Annotated in this window: 19 protein-coding genes and 2 pseudogenes; 2 read left to right on the forward strand and 19 right to left on the reverse strand. The window is 64.5% G+C overall.

Annotated features, from left to right (window positions below):
- Window positions 1-244 precede the first annotated feature (244 nt).
- From nuoN to cbbX, 17 genes and pseudogenes are all read right to left on the reverse strand, one after another.
- On the reverse strand, window positions 245-1,765 hold the full coding sequence (gene nuoN, locus MYXE_RS02675) for an NADH-quinone oxidoreductase subunit NuoN (protein ID WP_085197438.1): 1,521 nt from the start codon (window positions 1,763-1,765) through the stop codon (window positions 245-247).
- Window positions 1,762-3,305: pseudogene (locus MYXE_RS02680) on the reverse strand (NADH-quinone oxidoreductase subunit M). The gene nuoN and the pseudogene MYXE_RS02680 overlap by 4 nt, the downstream one beginning before the upstream one ends.
- A complete protein-coding gene (gene nuoL, locus MYXE_RS02685) occupies window positions 3,302-5,182 on the reverse strand; it encodes an NADH-quinone oxidoreductase subunit L (protein WP_085197442.1) in 1,881 nt (626 codons plus the stop codon). The pseudogene MYXE_RS02680 and the gene nuoL overlap by 4 nt, the downstream one beginning before the upstream one ends.
- 1 nt (window position 5,183) lies before the next feature.
- Window positions 5,184-5,483 carry an NADH-quinone oxidoreductase subunit NuoK gene (gene nuoK, locus MYXE_RS02690; RefSeq protein ID WP_085197444.1) on the reverse strand — a complete coding sequence of 100 codons (300 nt, stop codon included), beginning with the start codon at window positions 5,481-5,483 and terminating at the stop codon, window positions 5,184-5,186.
- The gene (locus tag MYXE_RS02695; RefSeq protein ID WP_085197446.1) at window positions 5,480-6,346 is read right to left on the reverse strand and encodes an NADH-quinone oxidoreductase subunit J; all 867 of its coding nucleotides are present in this window, start codon (window positions 6,344-6,346) and stop codon (window positions 5,480-5,482) included. The genes nuoK and MYXE_RS02695 overlap by 4 nt, the downstream gene beginning before the upstream one ends.
- Window positions 6,343-6,867, reverse strand: coding sequence for an NADH-quinone oxidoreductase subunit NuoI (gene nuoI, locus MYXE_RS02700; protein ID WP_085197448.1), 525 nt, complete (start codon window positions 6,865-6,867; stop codon window positions 6,343-6,345). Before nuoI ends, MYXE_RS02695 begins: the two co-directional genes overlap by 4 nt.
- A complete protein-coding gene (gene nuoH / locus MYXE_RS02705; RefSeq protein ID WP_085197450.1) occupies window positions 6,860-8,083 on the reverse strand; it encodes an NADH-quinone oxidoreductase subunit NuoH in 1,224 nt (407 codons plus the stop codon). The genes nuoI and nuoH overlap by 8 nt, the downstream gene beginning before the upstream one ends.
- Complete coding sequence (locus MYXE_RS02710; protein ID WP_112649994.1) at window positions 8,080-10,419, reverse strand: NADH-quinone oxidoreductase subunit G; 2,340 nt, start codon at window positions 10,417-10,419, stop codon at window positions 8,080-8,082. Before MYXE_RS02710 ends, nuoH begins: the two co-directional genes overlap by 4 nt.
- Entirely contained in the window at window positions 10,416-11,723 is a 1,308-nt protein-coding gene (gene nuoF / locus MYXE_RS02715) for an NADH-quinone oxidoreductase subunit NuoF (protein ID WP_112649993.1), read from the reverse strand. Before nuoF ends, MYXE_RS02710 begins: the two co-directional genes overlap by 4 nt.
- A gap of 1 nt (window position 11,724) precedes the next feature.
- Window positions 11,725-12,471, reverse strand: coding sequence for an NADH-quinone oxidoreductase subunit NuoE (gene nuoE / locus MYXE_RS02720; protein ID WP_112649992.1), 747 nt, complete (start codon window positions 12,469-12,471; stop codon window positions 11,725-11,727).
- Window positions 12,468-13,769, reverse strand: coding sequence for an NADH dehydrogenase (quinone) subunit D (gene nuoD / locus MYXE_RS02725; RefSeq protein ID WP_085193723.1), 1,302 nt, complete (start codon window positions 13,767-13,769; stop codon window positions 12,468-12,470). The genes nuoE and nuoD overlap by 4 nt, the downstream gene beginning before the upstream one ends.
- Window positions 13,769-14,476 carry an NADH-quinone oxidoreductase subunit C gene (locus tag MYXE_RS02730; RefSeq protein ID WP_003920747.1) on the reverse strand — a complete coding sequence of 236 codons (708 nt, stop codon included), beginning with the start codon at window positions 14,474-14,476 and terminating at the stop codon, window positions 13,769-13,771. Before MYXE_RS02730 ends, nuoD begins: the two co-directional genes overlap by 1 nt.
- Window positions 14,473-15,026, reverse strand: a pseudogene (locus MYXE_RS02735) (NuoB/complex I 20 kDa subunit family protein). The gene MYXE_RS02730 and the pseudogene MYXE_RS02735 overlap by 4 nt, the downstream one beginning before the upstream one ends.
- An 8-nt stretch (window positions 15,027-15,034) precedes the next feature.
- A complete protein-coding gene (locus MYXE_RS02740; RefSeq protein ID WP_112649991.1) occupies window positions 15,035-15,406 on the reverse strand; it encodes an NADH-quinone oxidoreductase subunit A in 372 nt (123 codons plus the stop codon).
- A gap of 478 nt (window positions 15,407-15,884) precedes the next feature.
- Complete coding sequence (gene usfY, locus MYXE_RS23915) at window positions 15,885-16,283, reverse strand: protein UsfY (RefSeq protein ID WP_174893198.1); 399 nt, start codon at window positions 16,281-16,283, stop codon at window positions 15,885-15,887.
- 45 nt (window positions 16,284-16,328) lie between these two features.
- Window positions 16,329-17,252 carry a LysR family transcriptional regulator gene (locus tag MYXE_RS02750; RefSeq protein ID WP_085194873.1) on the reverse strand — a complete coding sequence of 308 codons (924 nt, stop codon included), beginning with the start codon at window positions 17,250-17,252 and terminating at the stop codon, window positions 16,329-16,331.
- On the reverse strand, window positions 17,249-18,253 hold the full coding sequence (cbbX, locus tag MYXE_RS02755) for a CbbX protein (RefSeq protein ID WP_085194871.1): 1,005 nt from the start codon (window positions 18,251-18,253) through the stop codon (window positions 17,249-17,251). Before cbbX ends, MYXE_RS02750 begins: the two co-directional genes overlap by 4 nt.
- 298 nt (window positions 18,254-18,551) lie before the next feature.
- On the opposite strand from cbbX, the gene MYXE_RS02760 reads away from it, so the two are divergent.
- A complete protein-coding gene (locus MYXE_RS02760; protein ID WP_085194869.1) occupies window positions 18,552-19,010 on the forward strand; it encodes a BlaI/MecI/CopY family transcriptional regulator in 459 nt (152 codons plus the stop codon).
- Between the two features lie 3 nt (window positions 19,011-19,013).
- Window positions 19,014-20,381, forward strand: coding sequence for an FAD-binding oxidoreductase (locus tag MYXE_RS02765; RefSeq protein ID WP_085194867.1), 1,368 nt, complete (start codon window positions 19,014-19,016; stop codon window positions 20,379-20,381).
- A gap of 163 nt (window positions 20,382-20,544) precedes the next feature.
- Here the strand turns inward: MYXE_RS02765 and MYXE_RS02770 are convergent, their stop codons facing one another.
- Both MYXE_RS02770 and MYXE_RS02775 read right to left on the reverse strand, forming a co-directional pair.
- Complete coding sequence (locus tag MYXE_RS02770) at window positions 20,545-21,729, reverse strand: GAF domain-containing sensor histidine kinase (protein WP_085194893.1); 1,185 nt, start codon at window positions 21,727-21,729, stop codon at window positions 20,545-20,547.
- A 71-nt stretch (window positions 21,730-21,800) separates the two neighbouring features.
- The gene (locus MYXE_RS02775) at window positions 21,801-22,469 is read right to left on the reverse strand and encodes a response regulator (protein ID WP_085194891.1); all 669 of its coding nucleotides are present in this window, start codon (window positions 22,467-22,469) and stop codon (window positions 21,801-21,803) included.
- Window positions 22,470-22,576 lie beyond the last annotated feature (107 nt).

Genomic DNA, 22,576 nt, shown 5'->3' on the forward strand with positions numbered 1-22,576 from the left:
GAGCCGCTCGTGCCACCCGCCGGTCTTCGCGTTGCGCGTCGACGACCGCGCCCCACCGCTGGCGGTGGACCTGAGGAACTGCTGTGGAGCACTATTCGACTCGCGCCTGTTTGCGTCCGGATTGTCCGCCATCGGCCGCACCACCTCGCAAAGGCTGGGCCCATCCACCGTGTTAAAGACAGCTGTTTAAATTCAAGTCAGACACACCTCAAGCAAAGGCGCCGCATTTGCGGGGAACTTCGGCTTAGCGCAGGAACAGCCCGGCCTGGTTGGCGAGGTCGAGTAGCGGCTGCGGCGCAATCCCCAGTAACACGGTGACGGCCACCCCTGCCGCAACTGCGGCCGCGGTGAGTGCGCTCGGCGTCCTGACGTGTGGCGGGTCGGCGGGCGGATCGGTGAAGTACATCATCACAATGATTCGGATGTAGGCGAAAGCCGCGATCGCACTGCTGATCACACCGACGACCACCAAGACCGCGCCTCCGTCGGACATCGCTGCCTGGAAGACCACGAATTTACTGATGAACCCGCTTGTCAACGGAATTCCTGCCATGGCAAGTAAAAACAGCGCAAGCGTCGCCGCCACTAGCGGCGCCCTCCGGCCTAATCCGGCCCACCGGGAAATCTCGGTGTCCTCCTCGTCAGCGGTATTCCGCGCGAGACTGATCACCGCGAAGGCTCCCAGCGTGCTGAAACCATAGGAGACAAGGTAGAACATCGTCGATGACAAGCCGGCGCTTTTCGCGGCGATCACGCCGATAAGGATGAAGCCAGCATTTGCAATCGAAGAATAGGCGAGGAGACGCTTGAGTTCGGTCTGGGTCACCGTCAACACCGAGGCGACGATCATGGTCAAGATCGTGACCGCCACTAATATGGGCCGCCAATCGGCAGTCAATCCCGGCAGTGCCACAGTGAGGATACGTAGCAGCGCACCGAATGCGGCGATCTTCGTCGCGGCTGCCATGAACCCGGTAATAGGTGTCGGTGCGCCCTGATATACGTCTGGAACCCAGGAGTGGAACGGTACCGCTCCGATCTTGAATAGCAGGCCGACCGTCAGCAGGCCAGCGCCGATCAATGCCATCGCGGTGCCGCCATTTTTCGTGATGGCGGCACCGATACCAGGCACTGTCAACGTGTCGGCATAGCCGTAAAGCATCGCGATGCCGTAGAGGAAGAGCGCCGACGAGAATGCCCCTAGCAGGAAGTACTTGAGTGCCGCCTCCTGTGACAGCAGTCGGCGGCAGCGTGCTAGCCCGCACATGAGGTATAGAGGTAGCGAAAGTACCTCCAACGCAACGAACATTGTCAACAGGTCGTTGGATACCGGAAACAAGAGCATGCCGCCGGTTGACAGCATCGCGAGGGGGAAGACTTCGGTCTGGGTGATCCCGGCGCGTTCTGCGTGCTGCTCGTCCAAACTTCCGGGGATGGTCGCCGCGTGTGAGGCGAACGCGCCAAGATGCCGCTCAGCGATCACTCCCACGGCAGCTATGCCGAGCGACAATATGGTCGCTTGCAGGAACAGCGCAGGCCCGTCGACTGCGACGGAACCCATAACCGCAGTGCCATGGTGCCCCGCGAGCAAACCAACGGCCACCAATGCCAGTACCAGCCCGCCCGCGGCAAGCGCGAGCTGCGTCGAGTAACGATTGCGGTGTGCGACGAAGGCCTCGACGAGCAAGCCCACGACGGCAGCGCCGAAGACAATCAGCATCGGCGACAGTCGGCCGTATTCGATGCAGGGGACGGTCATGCTCATCGAGGCCCTTCAGCCGTGCGCGGTCCAGGATCGTGTTGTCCGATCGTTGCCATGGTGTGGCCGACCGCGGGATTGATGATGTCCAATACCGGTTTGGGGTAGAAGCCGAGCATCACCAGCAACGCGATCAGGGGTGCCACGACGACGATTTCGCGGGGGATCAGGTCGCGGATGCGTTCGTTGCCGTTGGCGACGGGGCCGGTCATGACCCGCTGGTAGAGCCACAGCATGTAGATCGAGGAGAGCACCAGGCTGGTGGCGCCGAACACCGCTGCCAGCCAGTATCGGTTGAAAGTGCCGATCAGGACCAGGAATTCGCTGATGAACGGTGCCAGTCCGGGCAGGGCCAGCGTCGCCAGCGCCGCGACCAGGAACGTGCCGGCCAACAGTGGTGCCACTTTCTGCACGCCTCCGTACGCGGCGATGGCGCGCGAGCCGCGCCGCTAATCAGGAATCCGGCGGTGAGTAACAATGCGGCGGTGGACAGGCCGTGGTTGACCATGTACAGCGTGGAGCCGCTCTGTCCCTGGGTGGTCATCACAAAGATGCCCAGGATGATGAACCCGAAGTGCGAGATCGAGGCGTAGGCGATCAGTCGCATAATGTCGGTCTGGCCGATCGCCACCACCGCCCCATAGATAATCCCGACCACGGCCAACGTGATGATCGCCGGGCGGAAATAGGTTGACGCGCCGGGGAATAATTGCAGGCAGTAGCGCAGCATACCAAAGGTGCCGACCTTGTCCATCACCGCCATCATCAACACCGCGGTGGCCGGTGTGGCTTCGGTGGCCACCCCTGGCAGCCAGGTGTGAAACGGCCACAGTGGGGCTTTCACGGCGAACGCGAACAAAAAGCCGCCGAACAAGGCGTTTAGCACCCCGGGGTCGACGTGCAGCGATCCCGATGCCACTGCTGTCACGATCGCGCGAAAATCGAACGTGCCGATGCCCTTCTGCGCGGTTACCACATACAGCCCGATCACCGCCGCCAGCATGACCAGGCCGCCGAACAGGTTGTACAGCAGGAATTTCAGTGCCGCGCGGGAGCGATGTTCGCCCGGGCCGAATGCGCCGACCATGAAGTACATCGGTATCAGCATGGCCTCGAAGAACACGTAAAACAGCAATATGTCCAGCGAGGTTAGCGAGATCAGCACCATCGATTCGACGGCCAGCATCAATGCCACGTAACTTTGTGGGCCGCGAACACGTGCGTCGCCGTCGTTCCAGCCGGCGATGATCAATAGCGGCAGCAGGGCCGCGGTCAACAACACCAGGACCATCGCGATACCGTCCACACCCAGCGTGTAGCTGGCACCGAATTCCGGTATCCAGCGGTGTGATTCGACGAATTGGTAGGGTGCACAGCTGGTGTCGAATCGCGCAGCCAGCACCACCGATACCGCCAGCACGGCCATCGCCGTACCCAGTCCCAGCCACTTGGCGAATGTCCGCATGGTGGCGGGCAACAGCGCGATCACCGCTGCGCCGCCGCCCGGTGTCAGCCACAGGATGCTCAGCCAGGGCAGGTGGCTCACCACAGTCTCACCGCCAGGATCGCCACGAGCACCAGCGCTGTTGCGGCGAACATCGACAACGCGTATGAGCGGACGAATCCGCTCTGCACCCGCCGCAAGTCGGTTGAGGTGCCGGCCAGCAGAGCTGCGATGCCCTCGACCGCGCCGTCGACCCCACCTTCGTCGATTTTGACCAGCGCCCGGGTCAGGTGCGCGCCGGGCCGCATGAACACTGCCTCGTTGAAGGCGTCGCCGTAGAGATCCCGGCGGGCAGCTACCGTGAGCGGCGAACCCGCGGGGGCCACCTGCGGCACGGACCTGAGCCCGAACATTCCCACCGCCACGGCGATTCCGGCGCCAACCAGCACGAGGACCAGCACAGTGATCATCCACACCGGCGTGATCTGCGCGACTGCCTCCACGCCGACAACCGGTTCCAGCCAGTGTTGCAACGCCCCGCCGGTGGCCAGCAGTCCACCAGAGAACACCGAGCCCACCGCGAGCAGGATCATCGGCCAGGTCATCACCGCGGGCGCCTCGTGTGGGTGCGCGTCTGGTGCCCAACGCTTTTCGCCGAAGAACGTCATCAGCATGACCCGGCTCATATAAAACGCGGTGATCCCGGCACCCAGCACCGCCGCCGCGCCCAGAAGAGCTCCCCGGATGCCCCCATAGTCCAGCGCGGCCTCGATGATGGCGTCCTTGGAGAAGAATCCAGCCAATGGGGGCACTCCGATGATCGCCAGATAGCCCAGCCCGAACGTCAGGTAGGTGATCGGCAGGACGGTGCGCAGGCCGCCGTAGCGGCGCATGTTCACTTCGTCGTTCATCGCGTGCATCACCGAACCGGCGCCGAGGAACAGCCCGGCCTTGAAGAAGCCATGGGTCAGCAGGTGCAGGATCGCGAACGCGTAGCCGGCCGGGCCGAGGCCGGCGGCTAGCACCATGTAGCCGATCTGACTCATCGTCGAGGCGGCCAGTGCCTTTTTTATGTCGTCTTTCGCGCAGCCGATGATCGCACCGAACAGCAATGTGACAGCGCCGACGAGCATCACGGCCACTTGAGCATTCGGCGCCAGATCGAAGACCGGGTTTGAGCGCACAATCAGGTAGACGCCGGCGGTCACCATGGTGGCGGCGTGGATCAGCGCGGACACCGGGGTGGGGCCCTCCATCGCGTCGCCGAGCCAGGACTGCAACGGGACCTGCGCCGATTTTCCGCAGGCCGCCCAAAGCAGCGACAGGCCGATCGCAGTCAGCGCTCTCTCGTCTGCACTGGAGGCGGCCGTGAACACCCCGTTGAATGAGATCGTGCCGAATGCAGCGAACATGACCATCATCGCGACGGTCAACCCGACGTCGCCCACTCGGTTAACCACGAAAGCCTTCTTGGCCGCTGTCGCCGCCGACGGGCGCTCGTACCAGAAGCCGATCAGAAGATACGATGCCAAGCCGACGCCCTCCCACCCCAGATACAAGCCCAGGTAGTTGTCGGCGAGCACCAATAGCAGCATCGCCGCCACAAACAGATTCAGGTGCGCGAAAAACCGCCTGCGGTCCGGGTCGTCGGCCATGTAACCGATCGAGTAGATGTGGATCAGCGAACCGACGCCGGTGATCAGCAGCACAAAGCACATTGACAACTGATCCAGCTGTAATCCGAAATCGACCCGCAGCTCTCCAACCGGCACCCACGAGAACAAGGTCTGTTGGATCGCGCGGGATTCGCCGCGACGGCCAAGCATTTCGACGAATAACGTTGCCCCAACCGCGAACGACGTCAGCACCGTCGCGCAGCCTAGGAGATGCCCCCAGGGATCGCTGCGCTTTCCGGTCAACAGCAACACCACCGCCCCGACCGAGGGCAGCGCGAGCAACAACCACACAAGATTGGCCATGTCAGCCTCTGAGCAGATTGGCGTCGTCGACCGACGCCGACTTGCGGGCGCGGAAAGTCGTGATGATGATGGCCAGCCCGATCACGACCTCGCAGGCGGCGACCACCATGGTGAAAAACGCGACCATTTGACCGTCGAGGCGGCCGTGCATGCGGGCGAAGGTGACGAACGCCAGGTTGGCGGCATTCAGCATCAGCTCGATACACATGAACATCACGATCGCGTTGCGCCGCAACAAGACACCTATAGCACCGATGGTGAACAGCAATGCTGACAAATCCAGGTAGTTCTGCGGGTTCATGGTTGACCGTCCTTGCCGGAAGAGCCGCTCATCCAACCTTCCATCCATTCAGCGGTGGCTTTGGGCGGCGGTGGTACCAGTCTCAGATGTGACCGTGCGGGTGGCAGGTGCGCAGAACCGTGGCGTCGGCGTGGCAGGACGCGACGTGGCCGCAAGCTCCCTGAGACGGATTTCTGGGCGTAGGAGCCGTCAGGCAGCAGGGCCAGTATGTCGACGGCGTTGTGGTGGGCGTAGACGCCGGGGTTGGGCTGCGGGGTCGGGTGACCTCCCGGTCGGAACCGTTCGATTGCCAACTCGCGCTGAGTCTTTCGCTGCTCGAGCCGCTGCCGCTGCGCCAGCACCATCGCCCCGACGGCCGCGGTGATCAGCAGCGCGCTAGTCAACTCAAACGCCCACAGGTAGCGGGAGAAGATCAGCGTGGCCAAGCCTTCGACGTTGCCGCCGGCATTGGCCTGGGTCAGTCCGGCGAATCCGGTGGTGGTCACACTGCCGATGCCCGCGATCAGCGCACTGCCGAACCCCACTCCGGCCACCACGGCGGCAATGCGCTGTCCGCGCAGGGTTTCCTTCAGTGATTCCGCGGTATCCACGCCGATCAGCATCAGCACGAACAAGAACAGCATCAGCACCGCGCCGGTGTAGACCACGATCTGCACCACACCGAGGAACGGCGCGTCTTGGGTCAGGTAGAACACCGCCAGGATGATCATCGTCATCGCCAAAAACATCGCCGAGTAAACCGCGTTGGCGGCCATCACCACCCCGAGCGCGCCGACGAGCGCCAGTGGGGCCAGAATCCAGAACGCCACGGCCTCACTGGTCGAGGTCTGGGTGATTGTCTCCGCGACAAACGTGGCTGTCATTGGCTCACCTCCCAAAAGGGTTTGACGTTGCCGCGGTAGTAGTCGGCGTCGGTAGCGCCGGGCGCGCGCGGGTGTGGTGGTGGTTGCATTGCGGGCTGCAATGGGGCCAGCAGGCGATCCTTCTCATAGATCAGGTCGGCGCGGTTGTCGTCGGCCATCTCGTAGTCGTTGGTCATTGTCAGCGCCCGGGTCGGGCACGCCTCGACACAGAGCCCGCAGCCGATGCAGCGCAGGTAGTTGATCTGGTACACCCGCCCGTAGCGCTCCCCGGGCGAATAGCGTTCTTCCTCGGTGTTATCGGCGCCCTCCACGTAGATGGCGTCGGCCGGGCACGCCCAGGCGCACAGCTCGCACCCGATGCACTTTTCCAGGCCATCGGCGTACCGGTTGAGTTGATGACGGCCGTGGTAGCGCAGTGCCACCGGGCCGGGCTTTTCCGGATACTCCTCGGTGAGCGGGCGTTTGAACATCGCCGCCAGCGTCACACCGAACCCGGCGATCGAGTCGAAGAACTTAGCCATGGGCGGCCTCCTTGATCGGCGCCTCGCCCGGCAGCGGCGGCGTGGGGAACTCCGCGGCACTGACCGGTGCGGGATCGTCCCGGGGTCGAGTTTCCAAGCCGGACAGCGGTCTTCGCATGTAGGTCAGCAGGCCCGCGGCGACGGCGACACCCGCGGCAACCAGCACGGCGGTCGGGTGGGTCAGCCCTGCGGTGCTCAGGCTGCGGATGGTGGCGGCGACCATCACCCACAGCAGCGACACCGGGATGAGGACTTTCCAGCCCAGCGCCATGAACTGGTCGTAGCGCAGCCGGGGCAGGGTGGCGCGCAGCCAGAAGTAGACGAACAGGAAAGTCCAGACTTTGGCGGTAAACCACAGCAGCGGCCACCAGCCGGCGTTGGCGCCGGCCCACAGGTTCAGCGGCCACGGGGCGTGCCAGCCGCCGAAGAACAGCGTGGCGGCCAGCGCGGACACGGTGGTCATGTTGATGTATTCGGCGAGGTAGAACATCGCGAATTTCAGCGACGAATACTCGGTGTGGAAGCCGGCGACCAGTTCGCCTTCGGCCTCGGGCAGGTCGAACGGCGCGCGATTGGTTTCACCGACCATCGACACCAGGTAGACCAGAAACGACGGCAGCAGCATGAACACGTACCACACGCGGTCCTGGGCGGACACGATGCGCGAGGTCGACATCGAGCCGGCGAACAGGAACACCGCCGCGAACGACAGGCCCATCGCGACCTCGTAGGAGATCACCTGGGCGGTGGAGCGCACGCCGCCCAGCAGCGGGTAGGTCGACCCCGACGACCAGCCCGCCAGCACGATGCCGTATACCCCGATCGACGAGCACGCCAGGATGAACAACACCGCGACCGGCAAGTCCGTCACCTGCAGCGGCGTACGTTGACCGAAGACCGACACCCGCGGACCGAACGGGATGAACGCAAACGCGGTGATCGCCGGGACGGTCGAAATGATTGGCGCCAGAAGGTAAACCGGCCGGTCGACACCCGCGGGGATGATGCCCTCTTTGAGCGCGAGTTTGACTCCGTCGGCCAGGCTCTGCAGGTACCCACGCGGGCCGACCCGGTTGGGTCCCCAGCGCATCTGCATGCGGCCCAACAACTTCCGTTCGACCAAGATGGCGACGAGCACGGTTACCAAGAGGAAGGCGAAGACCCCGACCGCCTTGGCGGCGATCAGCCACCAGATGTCCTGCCCGAAACCAGTCATCGGTTCACTCCGATCGATACGACGGCCCCAACCGTGACGCCCAGCTGCCGGTGCACCGCGGAGCCGGGTGAGTTCAGCGGTAGCCACACCACCCGGCTTGGCATGTCGGTGATGGTCAGCGGCAACGTGATCGCGCCGCGCGCGGTGCTGACGGTGACCGGAACGTCGTCGGCGGCACCGATTTCGGCTGCGGTGTCGGCCGACAGCCGCACGACTGGCTTTCGCGCGGTACCGGCCAGGTATGGCTCGCCGTCCTGCATGCGGCCGTAGTCGAGCAGCATCCGCCAGCCCGTCAGTATCGCCTGCCCGGCAGGCGGTCTCACCGCCGGAGCAGGCTGGATGTTGGGGCTGTTTGGGCGGTCGCCGTCCCAGGTGCCCAGCTGGCTCAGCTCGTTGCGGGCGGCCTCGACGTTGGGCAGTCCGAGGCGGATACCCATTTCGTTGGCCAGCGCATCGAGCACCCGCAGATCGGAATTTGTACTATTCGACAGTGCGGCAGCGAAGCTGCGTGGGCGGCCCTCCCAGTTGAGGTAGGTCCCCGACTTCGCTGCTGCCGGGGCGACCGGGAACACCACGTCAGCGCGCTGCGTGACATCGCTGTGCCGCAGCTCCAGGCTGACCAAGAAGGTGACCCTATCCAGAGCGGCCAGGACGGCGTCCGGATCGGCCAGGTCGCCCGGGTCCATCCCACCGATCAGCAGCGCATCCAGGCTCCCATCACCCGCAGCGGCAAGGATACCTGCAGTGTCTCGCCCCGGTACCGCGGTTGGCCGGCCGCCAGGCAGCAGGTTTGGCAGTGCACCAGCTTCCAGCGCACCGCGCTCTCCGGCGCGCCGCGGCACCCACGCCAGCCGCGCCCCGGTGGCGTCGGCCAGCCTGGCTGCCGCCGACAATCCGCCCGGCACGGTGGCTAGTCGCTCGCCCACCATGATCACCGCGCCCGTCCTGCGCAGCAGTTCCCCCACCTCGCCGGGGAGCTGCTCCAGCGCCGACGCCTCTGCGCCGGGCACGGTTTTGATTACCCGGCCCCACATCTTCTCCAACCCGTGGCTGGCGAACGGCGCGATCGCATACACCGGCAGACCGTGTTTGCGGGCGGCCTTACGCAACCGCAGGAATACGATCGGCGACTCGTCCTCCGGCTCGAAGCCGGCCAGCAGCACCACCGGCGCGGATTCGAGCGCGGAGTACGTCACCGTCATCGGCTTTCCCGCGATGCGGGCTGCCAGGAACTCGGCCTCCTCGGCCGAGTGTGGTCGGGCCCGGAAATCGATGTCGTTGGTGTGTAAAGCGATCCGTGCGAACTTGGCGTAGGCGTAGGCGTCCTCCAGCGTCGCGCGCCCGCCGACCAGCACGCCTGCGCGTCGGCGGGCCGCGGCCAGCCCGTCGGCTGCCGCCTGCAGTGCCTGCGGCCAGGACGCCGGTATCAGCGAACCCTGGGCGTCGCGGACCAATGGAGTGGTGATGCGGTCGGGTTGGGTGGCGTAGGTGAACGCCCAGCGGCCCTTGTCGCAGTTCCACTCCTCGTTGACTTCCGGGTCGTCACCGGCCAGCCGACGCAGCACTGTGCCACGGCGATGGTCGGTGCGCTGCGCGCAGCCTGAGGCGCAGTGCTCACACACGCTGGGGGTGGACACCAGGTCATAGGGGCGGGCCCGGAAGCGGTAGGCGGTGCCGGTCAGTGCGCCGACCGGGCAGATCTGCACGGTATTGCCCGAGAAATAGGAGTCGAACGGTTCGTTGGCGTAGATGCCGACCTGCTGCAGCGCGCCGCGCTCGAGCATGTCGATGAAATTGTCGCCCGCGATCTGGTTGGTGAACCGGGTGCAGCGGGCGCACAGAATGCACCGCTCCCGGTCCAGCAGCACTTGCGAGGAGATGCTGATCGGCTTGGCGAATGTGCGCTTGACGTCGGTGAAGCGGGAATCGGGACGGCCGTTGGACATCGCCTGGTTCTGCAGCGGACATTCGCCGCCCTTGTCGCACATCGGGCAGTCCAGCGGATGGTTGATCAGCAGCAGTTCCATGACGCCGTGCTGGGCTTTGTCGGCGGCTTCCGAAGTCAGCTGGGTGCGCACCACCATGTCGTCGGTGGCCACGGTCGTGCACGAGGCCATGGGCTTGCGCTGGCCTTCGATTTCGACTAGGCATTGCCGGCACGCGCCGACCGGGTCCAGCAGCGGATGGTCGCAAAACCGTGGGATCTGGATGCCGATTAACTCGGCGGCGCGGATCACCAAGGTTCCCTTCGGAACGCTGATCTCGACACCGTCGATCGTGAGCGTCACCATCTCCTGGCCAGCGACACTCTTTGCGGCGTCGGCCGTCTGCGTCATGCGTCCGCTCCGCTGAGCATCGACTTGCGGGGGTCGAAGGGGCAGCCACCGCCCTCGATGTGGGCGACGTATTCGTCGCGGAAGTATTTCAGCGAGGACTGCACCGGCACGGCTGCGCCGTCGCCCAACGCGCAGAACGACTTTCCGAACAGGATGTCGCCGATGTCGAGCAGCTTCTCGAGATCCTCCTCGGTACCTTTCCCCGTTTCCAGCCGCTCGTAAATCTGGTCGAGCCAGAAGGTGCCTTCGCGGCATGGCGTGCATTTGCCGCAGGATTCGTGTTTGTAGAACTGCGTCCAGCGCCGCACTGCGCGCACCACGCAGGTGGTCTCGTCGAAGATCTGCAGTGCCTTGGTGCCCAGCATTGAGCCGGCCTCGCCGACGCCCTCGTAATCCAAGGGCACGTCGAGATGCTCGTCGGTGAGCAACGGAGTCGACGAGCCGCCCGGCGTCCAGAACTTCAGCCGGTGTCCGGCGCGCACACCGCCGGCGTAGGCGAGCAATTCACGCAGCGTGATGCCCAGCGGCGCCTCGTACTGGCCGGGGCGGGTGACGTGCCCGGACAGCGAGCACAGCGTGAAGCCAGGCGACTTCTCGCTGCCCATCGACCGGAACCAATCGACGCCGTTGAGAATGATCGCAGGGACCGACGCAAGGGTTTCAACATTGTTGACGACGGTCGGGCACCCGTACAGGCCCGCTTCGGCGGGAAAGGGCGGCCGCAGCCGCGGCTGGCCGCGCCGGCCCTCCAGGGAATCGAGCAGCGCGGTCTCCTCGCCGCAGATATAAGCGCCCGCGCCGGCGTGCACCACCAGATCCAGGTCGTAGTCAGAGCCGAGAATATCGGTGCCCAAAAAGCCAGCGGCGTAGGCCTCGGCGACGGCGTTGTGCAGCCGCCGGATCACCGGCAGCACTTCGCCGCGGACATAGATGAATGCGTGGCTGGCCCGGATCGCATAGGCGGCGATGATGCTGCCCTCGATCAGAACGTGCGGCGTGGCCAGCATCAGGGGGATGTCCTTACACGTGCCGGGCTCGGATTCGTCGGCGTTGACGACGAGGTAGTGCGGCTTGGCGCCCGGCCCGGTGTCACCCCGCGGGATGAACGACCACTTCGTCCCTGTCAAGAAACCGGCACCGCCGCGGCCCCGCAACCCGGAAGCCTCAACCGTTCGGATGACCTCCTCGGGCGTCATGCCGAGCGCCTTTTTCAGCGCTTGGTAGCCGTCGTGGCGGCTATAGGTATCCAGCGTCCAGGACTCGGGATGGTCCCAATAGCGGCTCAAGACCGGCGTCAGCGGCATGTCAATCCTGTCCTTCCAATCCGTGCGCGGCCATACCCTTTTCGAGCGAAACTCGAAGCCCGGCCAGGGTTGCCTCACCGACTGTGTGGATTTCGCGTTCATCGGGGAAGCCGGCCAGCGCGCGTTCGGTTTGGCGGAACGGGCATAGCGGGGCACCGCGGGTGGGCCGCGGCGGGTTGCCCGCGCGCAGCGCGTCGACGAGCCGACGCGCCGACTCCGGTGTCTGGTTGTCGAAGAACTCCCAGTTGACCATCACCACCGGCGCGTAATCGCAGGCGGCGTTGCACTCGACGTGCTGCAAGGTGATCTTGCCGTCAGGGGTGGTCTGGTCGTTGCGGACGCCGAGGTGATTTACCAGCGTGTCGAAGATGGCATCACCGCCCATGATCGCGCACAGCGTGTTGGTGCAGACGCCGACCAAATACTCACCGGTGGGCCCGCGGCGAAACATCGAGTAAAAGCTCGCCACCGCCGCGACCTCCGCGCCGGTCAGTCCCAGCTGCTCGCCGCAGAATTCCAAACCCGCCGGCGTCAAATACGAGTCCTCGGACTGCACCAGGTGCAGCAGCGGCAAGATCGCCGAGCGCCGATCGGGGTAGCGGCTGATGATCTCCTTGGCGTCGACCTCCAGCCGAGCCTTCACGTCGGGCGGATACGACTGGGGAGCACCCTCGACGACGAACTGCCCGGGCTCTTCGGGTGGAGGGCCTAGGTGCAGGAACACCGGCTCGCGTTGCGGGCCGGTCACCGGTCGACCCCGCCCATCACCGGGTCGATGCTGGCAACCGCGGCGATCACGTCGGCGACCATGCCGCCCTCGCACATGGCGGCCACGGCCTGCAGGTTGGTGAACGACGGATCGCGGTAGTGCACGCGGTACGGACGAGTGCCACCGTCGCTGACCATGTGCACGCCCAGCTCGCCGCGCGGCGACTCCACCGCGACATACACCTGTCCCGGGGGGACGCGGATGCCCTCGGTCACCAGTTTGAAGTGGTGGATCAGCGCCTCCATCGAGCTGCCCATGATTTTGGCGATGTGCTCTGGTGAGTTGCCCAGCCCGTCGGGGCCCACCTTCAGATCGGCGGGCCACGCGATCTTGCGGTCGGAGACCATGATCGGACCTGGCTTCAGCTTGTCCAGGCACTGCTCGATGATCTTCAGCGACTCGTGCATCTCCTTGACGCGAATCATGTAGCGCCCGTAGGCGTCACAGCTGTCCTCGGTGATCACGTCGAATTCGTAGTTTTCGTACCCGCAATACGGGTCGGCACGCCGCAGGTCGTAGGGCAACCCCGTGGAACGCAGGATTGGGCCGGTGATGCCCAGCGCCATGCACCCGGTCAGGTCGAGGTAGCCGATGCCCTGGGTACGGGCCTTCCAGATGTAGTTCTCGTTGAGCAGGTCCTCCAGGTCGCGCAACCGGCGTGGCATCAGGTCGAGGAACTTGCGGATTTCGGTGACTGCGTTGTCCGGCAGATCCTGGGCCAAACCGCCGGGGCGGATATAGCCGTGGTTCATCCGCAACCCGGTGATCAACTCGAACAAGTTGAGCACTAGCTCGCGCTCCCGGAAGCCGAGGAACATCGCGGTCATCGCGCCCAGTTCCATGCCGCCGGTCGCCAATGCGACCAGGTGCGACGAGATCCGGTTGAGCTCCATCATCATCACCCGGATGACGTTGGCCCGCTCGGGAATCTGATCGGTGATGCCGAGCAGTTTCTCCACACCCAGGCAATACGCGGTCTCGTTGAAAAACGGTGACAGGTAGTCCATCCGGGTCACGAAGGTGACGCCCTGAGTCCAGTACCGGTATTCCAGGTTTTTTTCGATTCCGGTGTGCAGGTAGCCAATACCGCAGCGGGCCTCGGTTACCGTCTCACCTTCGATCTCCAGGATCAGCCGCAGCACCCCGTGGGTGGACGGGTGCTGGGGCCCCATGTTGACGACGATGCGGTCGCCGGGATCCGCGTCGCGGGCGGCCTGGACAACCTCTTCCCAATCTCGGCCACCGGCCATCAGCACCGTTTCGGTCGGTTCACTCATCAGTTGTAGGCTCTCCGCTCATCGGGCGGGGGAATCTGCGCGCCCTTGTACTCCACCGGGATGCCGCCGAGCGGGTAATCCTTGCGTTGCGGATGACCATGCCAGTCGTCGGGCATCTCGATACGGGTCAACGACGGGTGTCCATCGAAGATGATTCCGAAAAAGTCGTAGGTTTCGCGTTCGTGCCAGTCGTTGGTCGGATAGATCCCGAATAGCGACGGGATGTGCGGATCACTGTCCGGCGCAGACACTTCCAGCCGGATGCGACGGTTGTGGGTGATCGACTTGAGCGGGTAGACCGCGTGCAGTTCGCGTCCGGTGTCGTGCGGGTAATGCACGCCACTGACCCCGAGGCACAGCTCGAAGCGCAGCCGCGGGTCGTCGCGAAGCTGCTGGGCGACTTGCGGCAACAGCTCACGGCGTACGTGCAGCGTCAGCTCGTCGCGATATACCACGACTTTCTCGATCGCGTCGGCGTATTCGACGCCGTTGCATTTCAATGCGTCGGCCAGGGTGTCGACCACCTCGTCGAAGTAGCCGCCGTAGGGCCGCGGGCTGCTGCCGGGCAGCGTGACCGCGCGCACCAGCCGTCCGTAGCCGGAAGTGTCGCCGGTGTCGTAGACGCCGAACATGCCGCGGCGGACATCGATCACTTCCTCGTCGCCGCGGCGTATCGCCTCATGTGGGTCTTGTCCTGGTGAGCTCATCGCAACAGCCCGCGCATCTCGATCGTGGACTTGGCTGCCAGCGCCGCCTCTTCGGCTTCGGCGATGGCACGCTCTCGGTCCACCCCAGCGGCATCTGCTGAATCTTCTCGTGTAGCTTGAGAATTGCGTACAGCAGCATCTCCGGCCGCGGCGGGCACCCGGGCAGATAGATGTCCACCGGCACGACGTGGTCCACGCCCTGCACGATCGCGTAGTTGTTGAACATTCCGCCCGACGATGCGCACACGCCCATGGCCAGTACCCATTTGGGCTCGGCCATCTGGTCGTAGATCTGGCGCAGCACCGGTGCCATCTTCTGGCTGACCCGGCCGGCGACGATCATCAGATCGGCCTGACGCGGCGTTGCCGAGAACCTCTCCATTCCGAAGCGGGCGATGTCGAATCGAGGCGACGCCGTCGACATCATTTCGATCGCGCAGCACGCCAGCCCGAATGTCGCCGGCCACAGGGAGCTCTTGCGAAAATAGCCAGCCAGCGCTTCGACGGTGGTCAACAGGAAACCGCTGGGCAGTTTCTCTTCCAGGCCCACGTCTTACCTCAATCCCACGTCAACCCGCCGCGGCGCCATACGTACGCGTAGGCCACCAACACGGTGAGCATGAACACCACCATCTCGACAAGCGCGAATATCCCCAGCGCGTCGTAGCTGACCGCCCAGGGGTACAGGAACACAATCTCGATGTCGAACACGATGAACAACATCGCGGTGAGGTAATACTTCACCGGGAACCGGTGCCCGCTAGTGGTGCGCGCCGGGGAAGATTCGGGAGGCTCGATGCCGCACTCGTAGGCCTCCAGCTTTGCCCGGTTGTAGCGAGACGGGCCGACCACCGATGCCACGATCACCGAGAACACCGCGAAAGCAGTGGCGATCCCCCCGAGGACCAGGATCGGTGTGTAGACATTCACCGGGTAACCTCTCATCGACAACGTTGTGATTCCCACCGTGACGAATCGCTCCCGCAAACCAGCACCCCAACCTGGGGGACTGATAAGGGGATTCACGCCTGCAAGCCAGGCCGTTAGCATTCGTGGCGTGATTCAACACCTGACTCGCCGCAATCTCGAAACTCCGCTTCGAGTGCTGGTTTACAGCAATAACGCGGACACGCGCGACCGAATCAAACTGGCATTGGGCATGTCACCATCGACTCGTTTGACTGCAGCAGATTTCATCGACGTCGCCACGCCGGCTGTTGCCCTGCGACACGTAAGGTCAGGAAATGTTGACGTGGCGATTCTAGACGGGGAGGCATCACCGGCTGGGGGATTAGGCATGGCTAAGCAGCTCAAAGACGAGCTGCTGCAATGCCCCCCGATCACAGTCATTACCGGCAGGGCCGACGACGACTGGCTGGCGGCATGGTCACGGGCAGAGGCCGTCTTCTCACACCCAGTCGACCCGATTGCGTTGAGAGATGGTGTCATTCGACTGTTGCGACGCCATTTCATCGCCTAAGTTCTGCGGCAACCGGACGAAAAGCGGGCTGGTTGGCTGTGCTGCGTTTTGAGCTGCCATCCACTGGTGTTCGATGCGCAGCACCCGATGATGCTCGACAACGAGCCATGCAATACCGCCGGCGATCGCGAGAGCGCCCACTACCGCTGTCGTCAACACCCATTCGTGATGGTTGTATGCCGCCGCGGCCAGGCAGCATACAAGCGACATCGCTCCCAGTGCGATCGAGGCCAGCCCCGGCCAGCAGTAGAGGTCTATGAAAAACTCACCGGCGTGGTGGTTGGTGGTCCGGAAATGATCTATCGGATCGCGATGGGTGCTTCTCATGTACCCTCCTCGGTTGGGGTAATGTGAAACACCTAGCCACAACTGCTATTGGGCACCATCCCCCTCCTGGGTGACCGTCAGGGTGGACCCAGGCACCGCACGCCAACCTAGTTCGCGATGAGCGATCAGATGCTTGATCAATAGCTCAGTGGGCCCGGTACAGTGCAAATGAGTGACGACGTGCCACGGCCTATCCAACGGCGTACCGGGTACCGGCAGCTCAATCAGGACACCGGACTCCAACTCCTTTTTCACCGCCTGGCGGTGCACTAACGTCACGCCTAATCCCGCGATCGCGCCTGCCACCACCGCCCCATGGGAGCCCAGCACCATCTGCGGTGGCGAAATCTCCAATTCGCTCAAGAGCATCGCCGTCGTGGCCCGCGTCCCGGAACCCGATTCCCGTAGCAGCCACGTCGCCTCTGCCGGCACGAAAGATTGCGCTAGCTCCGGCGGTCCGACCACGACGAGTACATTCGGGCTGATCGCTCGCACGTTGATCTGGCGCAGATCGGTCGGCGGGCGCCCGGCAACCACAACGTCGACCTCGTGGCGGGCGAGCATCGGCCAGAGCGCGGTTCGCGAGCCGACCTCCAACTCGCACACGACATCGGGGTACTTGGCGGTAAACGAAGCAAGCAATGCTGGAATCAACAGCTCGCCGGCGGTGGTGACCGCGGCCAACCGGATGGAGCCGTGCTCGGGATCGGCTTCCCCGCGAGCCGCCAGAACCGCCTCGTGATGCAGACCGAGAATTCGGCGCGCGTACTCGACGTAGCGGTGCCCGGCTGGTGTCAGGCACACGCCGCGGCCGTGCCGGTCGATCAGAGGAACCCCGACTTCGGCGCTTAGCGCGCTGAGTGCGGACGAGACCGCCGACTCCGTCACCACAAGTCGCTCCGCGGCCCCGCGCACCGATCCCGTGTCGGCCAGCTCCACCAGAGCGCGCAGCCGAGCAGCGGTGGTCATTGTGGCCCCGGCGGGGCGTGTGCATCATCGAATACCCTGCTTGCCAGGAGGTCGGGCGCCTCGATGGTGGTCAGCGACGGCAAGTCGGCGGAGCCGTCATCACAGAACAGTCGGCGTGCGTGTCGGAGCCTGGCCCGCTCCAGGGCGTTGCGTACACTGCGGGCGTTTGCGAACCGGGGCTGTTTGATCCGACGACTCAGATACTCACGCAGCGCTACCCGGGCGTCGTCGGAGAAGGTGTAGCCCAGGTCGGCAGCCATCAGCAACGCGATCTCCTCAAGCTCGTTGAGTGTGTAGTCCGGGAACGTGATGTGGTGTGCAATCCGGCTCTGCATCCCGGGGTTTGCCGAGAAGAACGTGTCCATCTTGTCGGCGTAACCGGCCAAGATCACAACCAGGTCGTCGCGGTTGTTCTCCATCACCTGTAGCAGGATCTCGATCGCCTCCGACCCATAGTCACGTTCGTTCTCGACCTTGTATAGGTAATAGGCCTCGTCGATGAACAGCACACCGCCCATTGCCCGCTTGATCACTTCTTTGGTCTTGGGCGCGGTGTGGCCGATGTACTCGCCGACCAGGTCGTCGCGCGTGACATGGACCAAGTGTCCCCGCCGCAGGTAGCCCAGCCGGTGGAGCAGCTCAGCCATCCGCATCGCCACGGTGGTTTTGCCAGTTCCCGGGCTTCCGGTGAAGCACATGTGCAGCGTGGGTTGCTGCGCGGTGATGCCGAACCGGGCACGTGTCTTGTCGACTAGCAGCAGGGCCGCGATCTCGGCGACCCGGGTCTTGACCGGTTGGAGCCCGACGAGTTCGCGATCGAGCTTGTCCAGCACCTCATCGACGCCGGACTGCCTGCGCGCTTCCGCGAGGTCCACCACCGCGTCGGCGGGCAGGGCCGCGACATCCGGCTGCGCTTGCTTTGCCTCCAACTGTGGTCCGGATATCGAACCGCCGCTGAAACCGAAGGACCGACGTGGGGTCTGCGAGATTGGGTCGCTCATCGTCTGCACCGTAGCTCCGAGAGATTCGATTGGGTCATCAAGGCGCACGCATGGGTCCGGGATTCGAGGACCGAATCTGCCGGGCCGGATCGGCTTCGGGCAGCCGGACTTAAAACCCAGTTGCGCCCTGTCATACCCGAATAGTCCCACGTCACCATGAACATGTCTATTGAGAATCAACCCTTAATAGTAAAGTAAATAGTTGATATTCTCACCCAAGGCGCCCACCACCTGGGTGAGGCTGTAGCTGCCCGGCCGTCAGTAGCGTCCACCCTGGGGCCAGGAGGTGACCGCAGGCATGGCCAAGTGGGCGCTGATGGGACACCTAGAGCGCGCAGTGATGGAGCAGCTGTGGTCGGCATCCGAGCCCCAGACGGTCCGCCAAGTATATGAGGGACTATCGGAGCGCCATCTGGCTTACACCACGATCATGACGGTGCTGCGGCGGTTGACTACCAAAAACCTTGTCGTGCAGTATCGCGACGGTCGGGCCTACCGGTATGCGCCCGCGCATAGCCGCGAGGACTTGGTCGCCGAGCTGATGCTCGATGCGCTGCACCAGACCGCCGATGCATCCGAAGAGCGCACGGCGGCCATCCTTCACTTCGTCGAACTTGTCGGGGCTGACGAAGCGTGCGCGCTCCGTAACGCGCTTGTCTCAGTCTCAAGTGATCGCTGCATCACCCCAGCGGGGCGGTTGTCGTCACTGCACGAGTTGGACGCCGCCGGCGAGTTTTCGGCCGAAACGCAGGATTAGGCCGTGGGCGCTGATGTGCTGGCCAGCCTGATCGCAGAGCTGCCGGACGGGATGGTGGTCTCCGACCCGGCGGTCACCGAGGGCTATCGGCAAGACCGCGCCTTCGACCCGTCGGCGGGCAAGCCGCTGGCCGTGGTGCGGCCCCGGCGCACCGAAGATGTGCAGACCGTGCTGCGCTGGGCCAGTGCCAACCGGATACCGGTGGTCACCCGCGGTGCGGGCACCGGACTGTCCGGCGGGGCGACCGCGCTCGACGACAGCATCGTGCTCTCGATGGAGAAAATGCGCGAGATCACCGTCGACCCACTCACCCGGACCGCGGTGGTTCAGCCCGGCCTGCTCAACGCCGAGGTGAAAAAGGCCGTCGCCGAGTACGGGCTGTGGTATCCGCCCGACCCGTCGTCGTATGAGATCTGCAGCATCGGCGGCAATATCGCCACCAACGCCGGCGGGCTGTGCTGTGTGAAATATGGAGTCACCGCCGACTACGTACTGGGCCTGCAGGTGGTGCTGGCCGACGGCACCGCGGTGCGGCTGGGCGGGCCGCGGCTCAAAGACGTCGCAGGGCTTTCGCTGACCAAGCTGTTCGTGGGCAGCGAGGGCACGCTGGGTGTCATCACCGAGGTGACGCTGCGGCTGCTGCCTGCACAACCTGCGTCGAGTGTCGTGGTGGCCACCTTCGCGTCGGTCCAGGCCGCCAGCGACGCGGTGCTCGGGGTCACCCGCCGGATCCGCCCCGCGATGTTGGAGTTTATGGACTCGGTGGCGATCAACGCCGTCGAGGACAACTTCCGCATGGGTCTGGACCGCGAGGCCGCCGCCATGGTGCTCGCCGGCTCCGACGAGCGTGGACGTGCCGGAGCGGAGGACGCCACGCTGATGGCGAACGTGTTCGCCGAACACGCAGCCAAGGAAGTGTTCACCACCGACGATCCGCAGGAGGGCGAGGCATTCGTCGCCGCTCGCCGGTTTTGCATCCCCGCGGTCGAAGGCAAGGGATCGCTGTTGCTGGAAGATGTAGGAGTGCCGCTGCCGGCGCTGGGCAAGCTGGTCACCGGAATCGCGCGCATCGCCGCCGAACGTGAACTGATGATCTCGGTGATCGCGCACGCCGGAGACGGCAACACCCACCCGCTGATCGTCTACGACCCCACCGACGCCGCGATGATGCAGCGCGCCCATCTGGCGTTCGGGGAAATCATGGAGCTGGCCATCGGCCTGGGTGGCACGATCACCGGCGAGCACGGCGTCGGCCGGCTGAAGCGGCCGTGGCTGGCCGGCCAGATCGGTCCGGACGCCATGGCGCTGAACCAGCGGATCAAGGGCGCGCTCGACCCACTGGGCATCCTCAACCCCGGCGCGGCGATCTGACGCGCCCGGCGCCGAGGCATGACGTTTTCGGCCTGGGGAGGAGATCGGTGATGTGGCTCTGGCGGCGACGGGAACGCCACAGATGGTCTCCAAACTATGCCCTACCCACCGGTTGGCGCTTCACAAACCACCGAAGCAGTTGACGACACCATGAGGGCTAACGTCAGCGCGTTGTCAGCGGGATGGTCGCCGTGACCGTTGTGCCGGATCCGGCGCGTGAGCGGATGTGCAGTTGGCCGCCGACGAGTTCAGCGCGTTCGGCCATCGACAACAGGCCGTAGCCGCCCATCTCGTCACCGCCCAGCGGTTGCTCTGAGGTGTTGAAACCGATCCCGTCGTCGGCGATTTCAAGCCGGGCGGTACCACCGTCCACACTGAAGCACAGCCGTGCCGTTTTCGCATTGGCGTGTTTCACCACGTTCTGCAAGCATTCCTGGGCGATGCGGTAAAGCGCGAGTTCAATGTGCTCGGGCAATCGGGTATCGTCCAGCTCCACTTCCAGGTCGATCTGGGGAATCGAGCGGGCGAGGCTGGCCAATCCGCCTGCGAGGCCGAGATCGTCGAGAACTGGCGGCCGCAGCCCGCGAATGGCCGCACGGGCCTCCAGCAACGTCGATTCGACGAGTTCACGTGCCGCGTCGAGTTGTGCGGATGCCCCGGCCTGGTCATCGCGCATGGCCCGCGCCGCGGCATCGAGCCGATACGCGAGCGTGATCAGCCGTTGCGTGATGCCGTCGTGAATGTCGGACGCCAGCCGGCGGCGCTCGATCTCTTGAGCCTCGATCACTTGCTCGACGAAGTTCTCATGCGCGCGCTCGCGGGCCACCAACTGACGATGCAGTCGCGCCTGGTGCAGTGCCCCGGCGATGAGCCGGCCGATCACCAGCAGCAGCTCGACGTCGCGCCATGTGAACTCACACCGATTAACCGTGTGCACCTCAAGCACTCCGACGAGTCCGCCCAGTTTGGTCTCCATTGGGATTGACACCACCGACGCAAAATCTGGCCCGGGCAGGGATTCGATTGCCAGGTACCGCGGGTCGGATTGCTTGGCGTCGCTGATCACGGCAGGCTGGCGGCGGCTGGCCACCCAGCCCGAGATGCCGCATCCCAACGGCAATCGGACCTGTCCGACCTGACGGTCGAACGGCGGTGTGGCACCGGCCAGGGTCAGCGAACGGCCGGTATCGTCGAGCACGTGCACCAAACACACGTCGGTGCCGGTGGCCTCGGTGATCATTCGCGCCGCCGCCGCGGCGAGCGGCTCGACTTCCGGCCCGTTCGACGCGGCCCGGATCAATTCGCGCAGCAATGCGAGTTCACGGTCGGCGCTCACAAGGTCATGCACAGCTTTGGGGCTGTCGCTGCACCATTCCTGGGCCGCCGCAGTTCGCGCCGGTACGTGCGCGGCCGGATTCGTCACTGGTATATGCCTTCTCGCAGCGCAGTGGCCACCGCACTGGTGCGATCGGTAACCCCCAGCTTGCGGTAGATCGAACGGAGGTGAGTCTTGACCGTCTCGTCGCCGATCACCAGCTTCTTGGCGATGGCGCGGTTGGACAGGCCGGACACCATGTAGGACAGGATCTCGCTTTCCCGAGGCGTCAAGCCCTGGCGGGCACCGGGCCAGAACTCGTCGCGCTGAATGCGTGCGGCGGTGTCGACCGATCTGGCCGCCATCGCGGGGTCGATCGCAGTCTGGCCTTCGCCAACTCGTTCCAGTTGCCGGACCAGCTCTTCGCTACCAATGCTCTTGAGCAAGTAGCCCGACGCCCCGACCCGCAATGCCTGGAACAAATATTGCTCGTCGTCATACACCGACAGCATCACTATCTTGCGCTGCGGATCACGTTGGTGCAGAGCCAAACACAGGTCCAGTCCGCTGGAGTCCTTCATGCGAATGTCGCATAGCACCACGTCGGGGTCGAGGCTCTCAACAACTTTCAGCGCCTGTTCAGCTCCCACGGCGTGCCCGACGACGCGCACCCGGCTGGCAAAGCCGGCCAGCATCGCCTTGAGACCCTCAATGACCACTTCGTGGTCATCAACCAATACAACTCGTACCGGACGCGTGACTTCCGTCACCATGCCCACACCATATAGGCGGCCCGTCGTGCCGTCATCCGGCTTTCGCGCCTGGCGCGGCATCTACCCCAGTCAATCCCCCGCGCAGGGGGAACCTCCCCAGAGATTCG

Origin of the sequence: Mycobacterium xenopi (assembly GCF_009936235.1) — a bacterium.
Taxonomy (GTDB): Bacteria; Actinomycetota; Actinomycetes; order Mycobacteriales; family Mycobacteriaceae; genus Mycobacterium; species Mycobacterium xenopi.

What these genes read in the sequence shown, in the direction of transcription:
- nuoN (WP_085197438.1), bottom strand. Translation starts at nt 1,765, where the DNA reads ATGAGCATGACCGTCCCCTGCATCGAATACGGCCGACTGTCGCCGATG.
- nuoL (WP_085197442.1), bottom strand. Translation starts at nt 5,182, where the DNA reads ATGGCCAATCTTGTGTGGTTGTTGCTCGCGCTGCCCTCGGTCGGGGCG.
- nuoK (WP_085197444.1), bottom strand. Translation starts at nt 5,483, where the DNA reads ATGAACCCGCAGAACTACCTGGATTTGTCAGCATTGCTGTTCACCATC.
- MYXE_RS02695 (WP_085197446.1), bottom strand. Translation starts at nt 6,346, where the DNA reads ATGACAGCCACGTTTGTCGCGGAGACAATCACCCAGACCTCGACCAGT.
- nuoI (WP_085197448.1), bottom strand. Translation starts at nt 6,867, where the DNA reads ATGGCTAAGTTCTTCGACTCGATCGCCGGGTTCGGTGTGACGCTGGCG.
- nuoH (WP_085197450.1), bottom strand. Translation starts at nt 8,083, where the DNA reads ATGACTGGTTTCGGGCAGGACATCTGGTGGCTGATCGCCGCCAAGGCG.
- MYXE_RS02710 (WP_112649994.1), bottom strand. Translation starts at nt 10,419, where the DNA reads ATGACGCAGACGGCCGACGCCGCAAAGAGTGTCGCTGGCCAGGAGATG.
- nuoF (WP_112649993.1), bottom strand. Translation starts at nt 11,723, where the DNA reads ATGCCGCTGACGCCGGTCTTGAGCCGCTATTGGGACCATCCCGAGTCC.
- nuoD (WP_085193723.1), bottom strand. Translation starts at nt 13,769, where the DNA reads ATGAGTGAACCGACCGAAACGGTGCTGATGGCCGGTGGCCGAGATTGG.
- MYXE_RS02730 (WP_003920747.1), bottom strand. Translation starts at nt 14,476, where the DNA reads ATGAGCTCACCAGGACAAGACCCACATGAGGCGATACGCCGCGGCGAC.
- usfY (WP_174893198.1), bottom strand. Translation starts at nt 16,283, where the DNA reads ATGAGAAGCACCCATCGCGATCCGATAGATCATTTCCGGACCACCAAC.
- MYXE_RS02750 (WP_085194873.1), bottom strand. Translation starts at nt 17,252, where the DNA reads ATGACCACCGCTGCTCGGCTGCGCGCTCTGGTGGAGCTGGCCGACACG.
- cbbX (WP_085194871.1), bottom strand. Translation starts at nt 18,253, where the DNA reads ATGAGCGACCCAATCTCGCAGACCCCACGTCGGTCCTTCGGTTTCAGC.
- MYXE_RS02760 (WP_085194869.1), top strand. Translation starts at nt 18,552, where the DNA reads ATGGCCAAGTGGGCGCTGATGGGACACCTAGAGCGCGCAGTGATGGAG.
- MYXE_RS02775 (WP_085194891.1), bottom strand. Translation starts at nt 22,469, where the DNA reads ATGGTGACGGAAGTCACGCGTCCGGTACGAGTTGTATTGGTTGATGAC.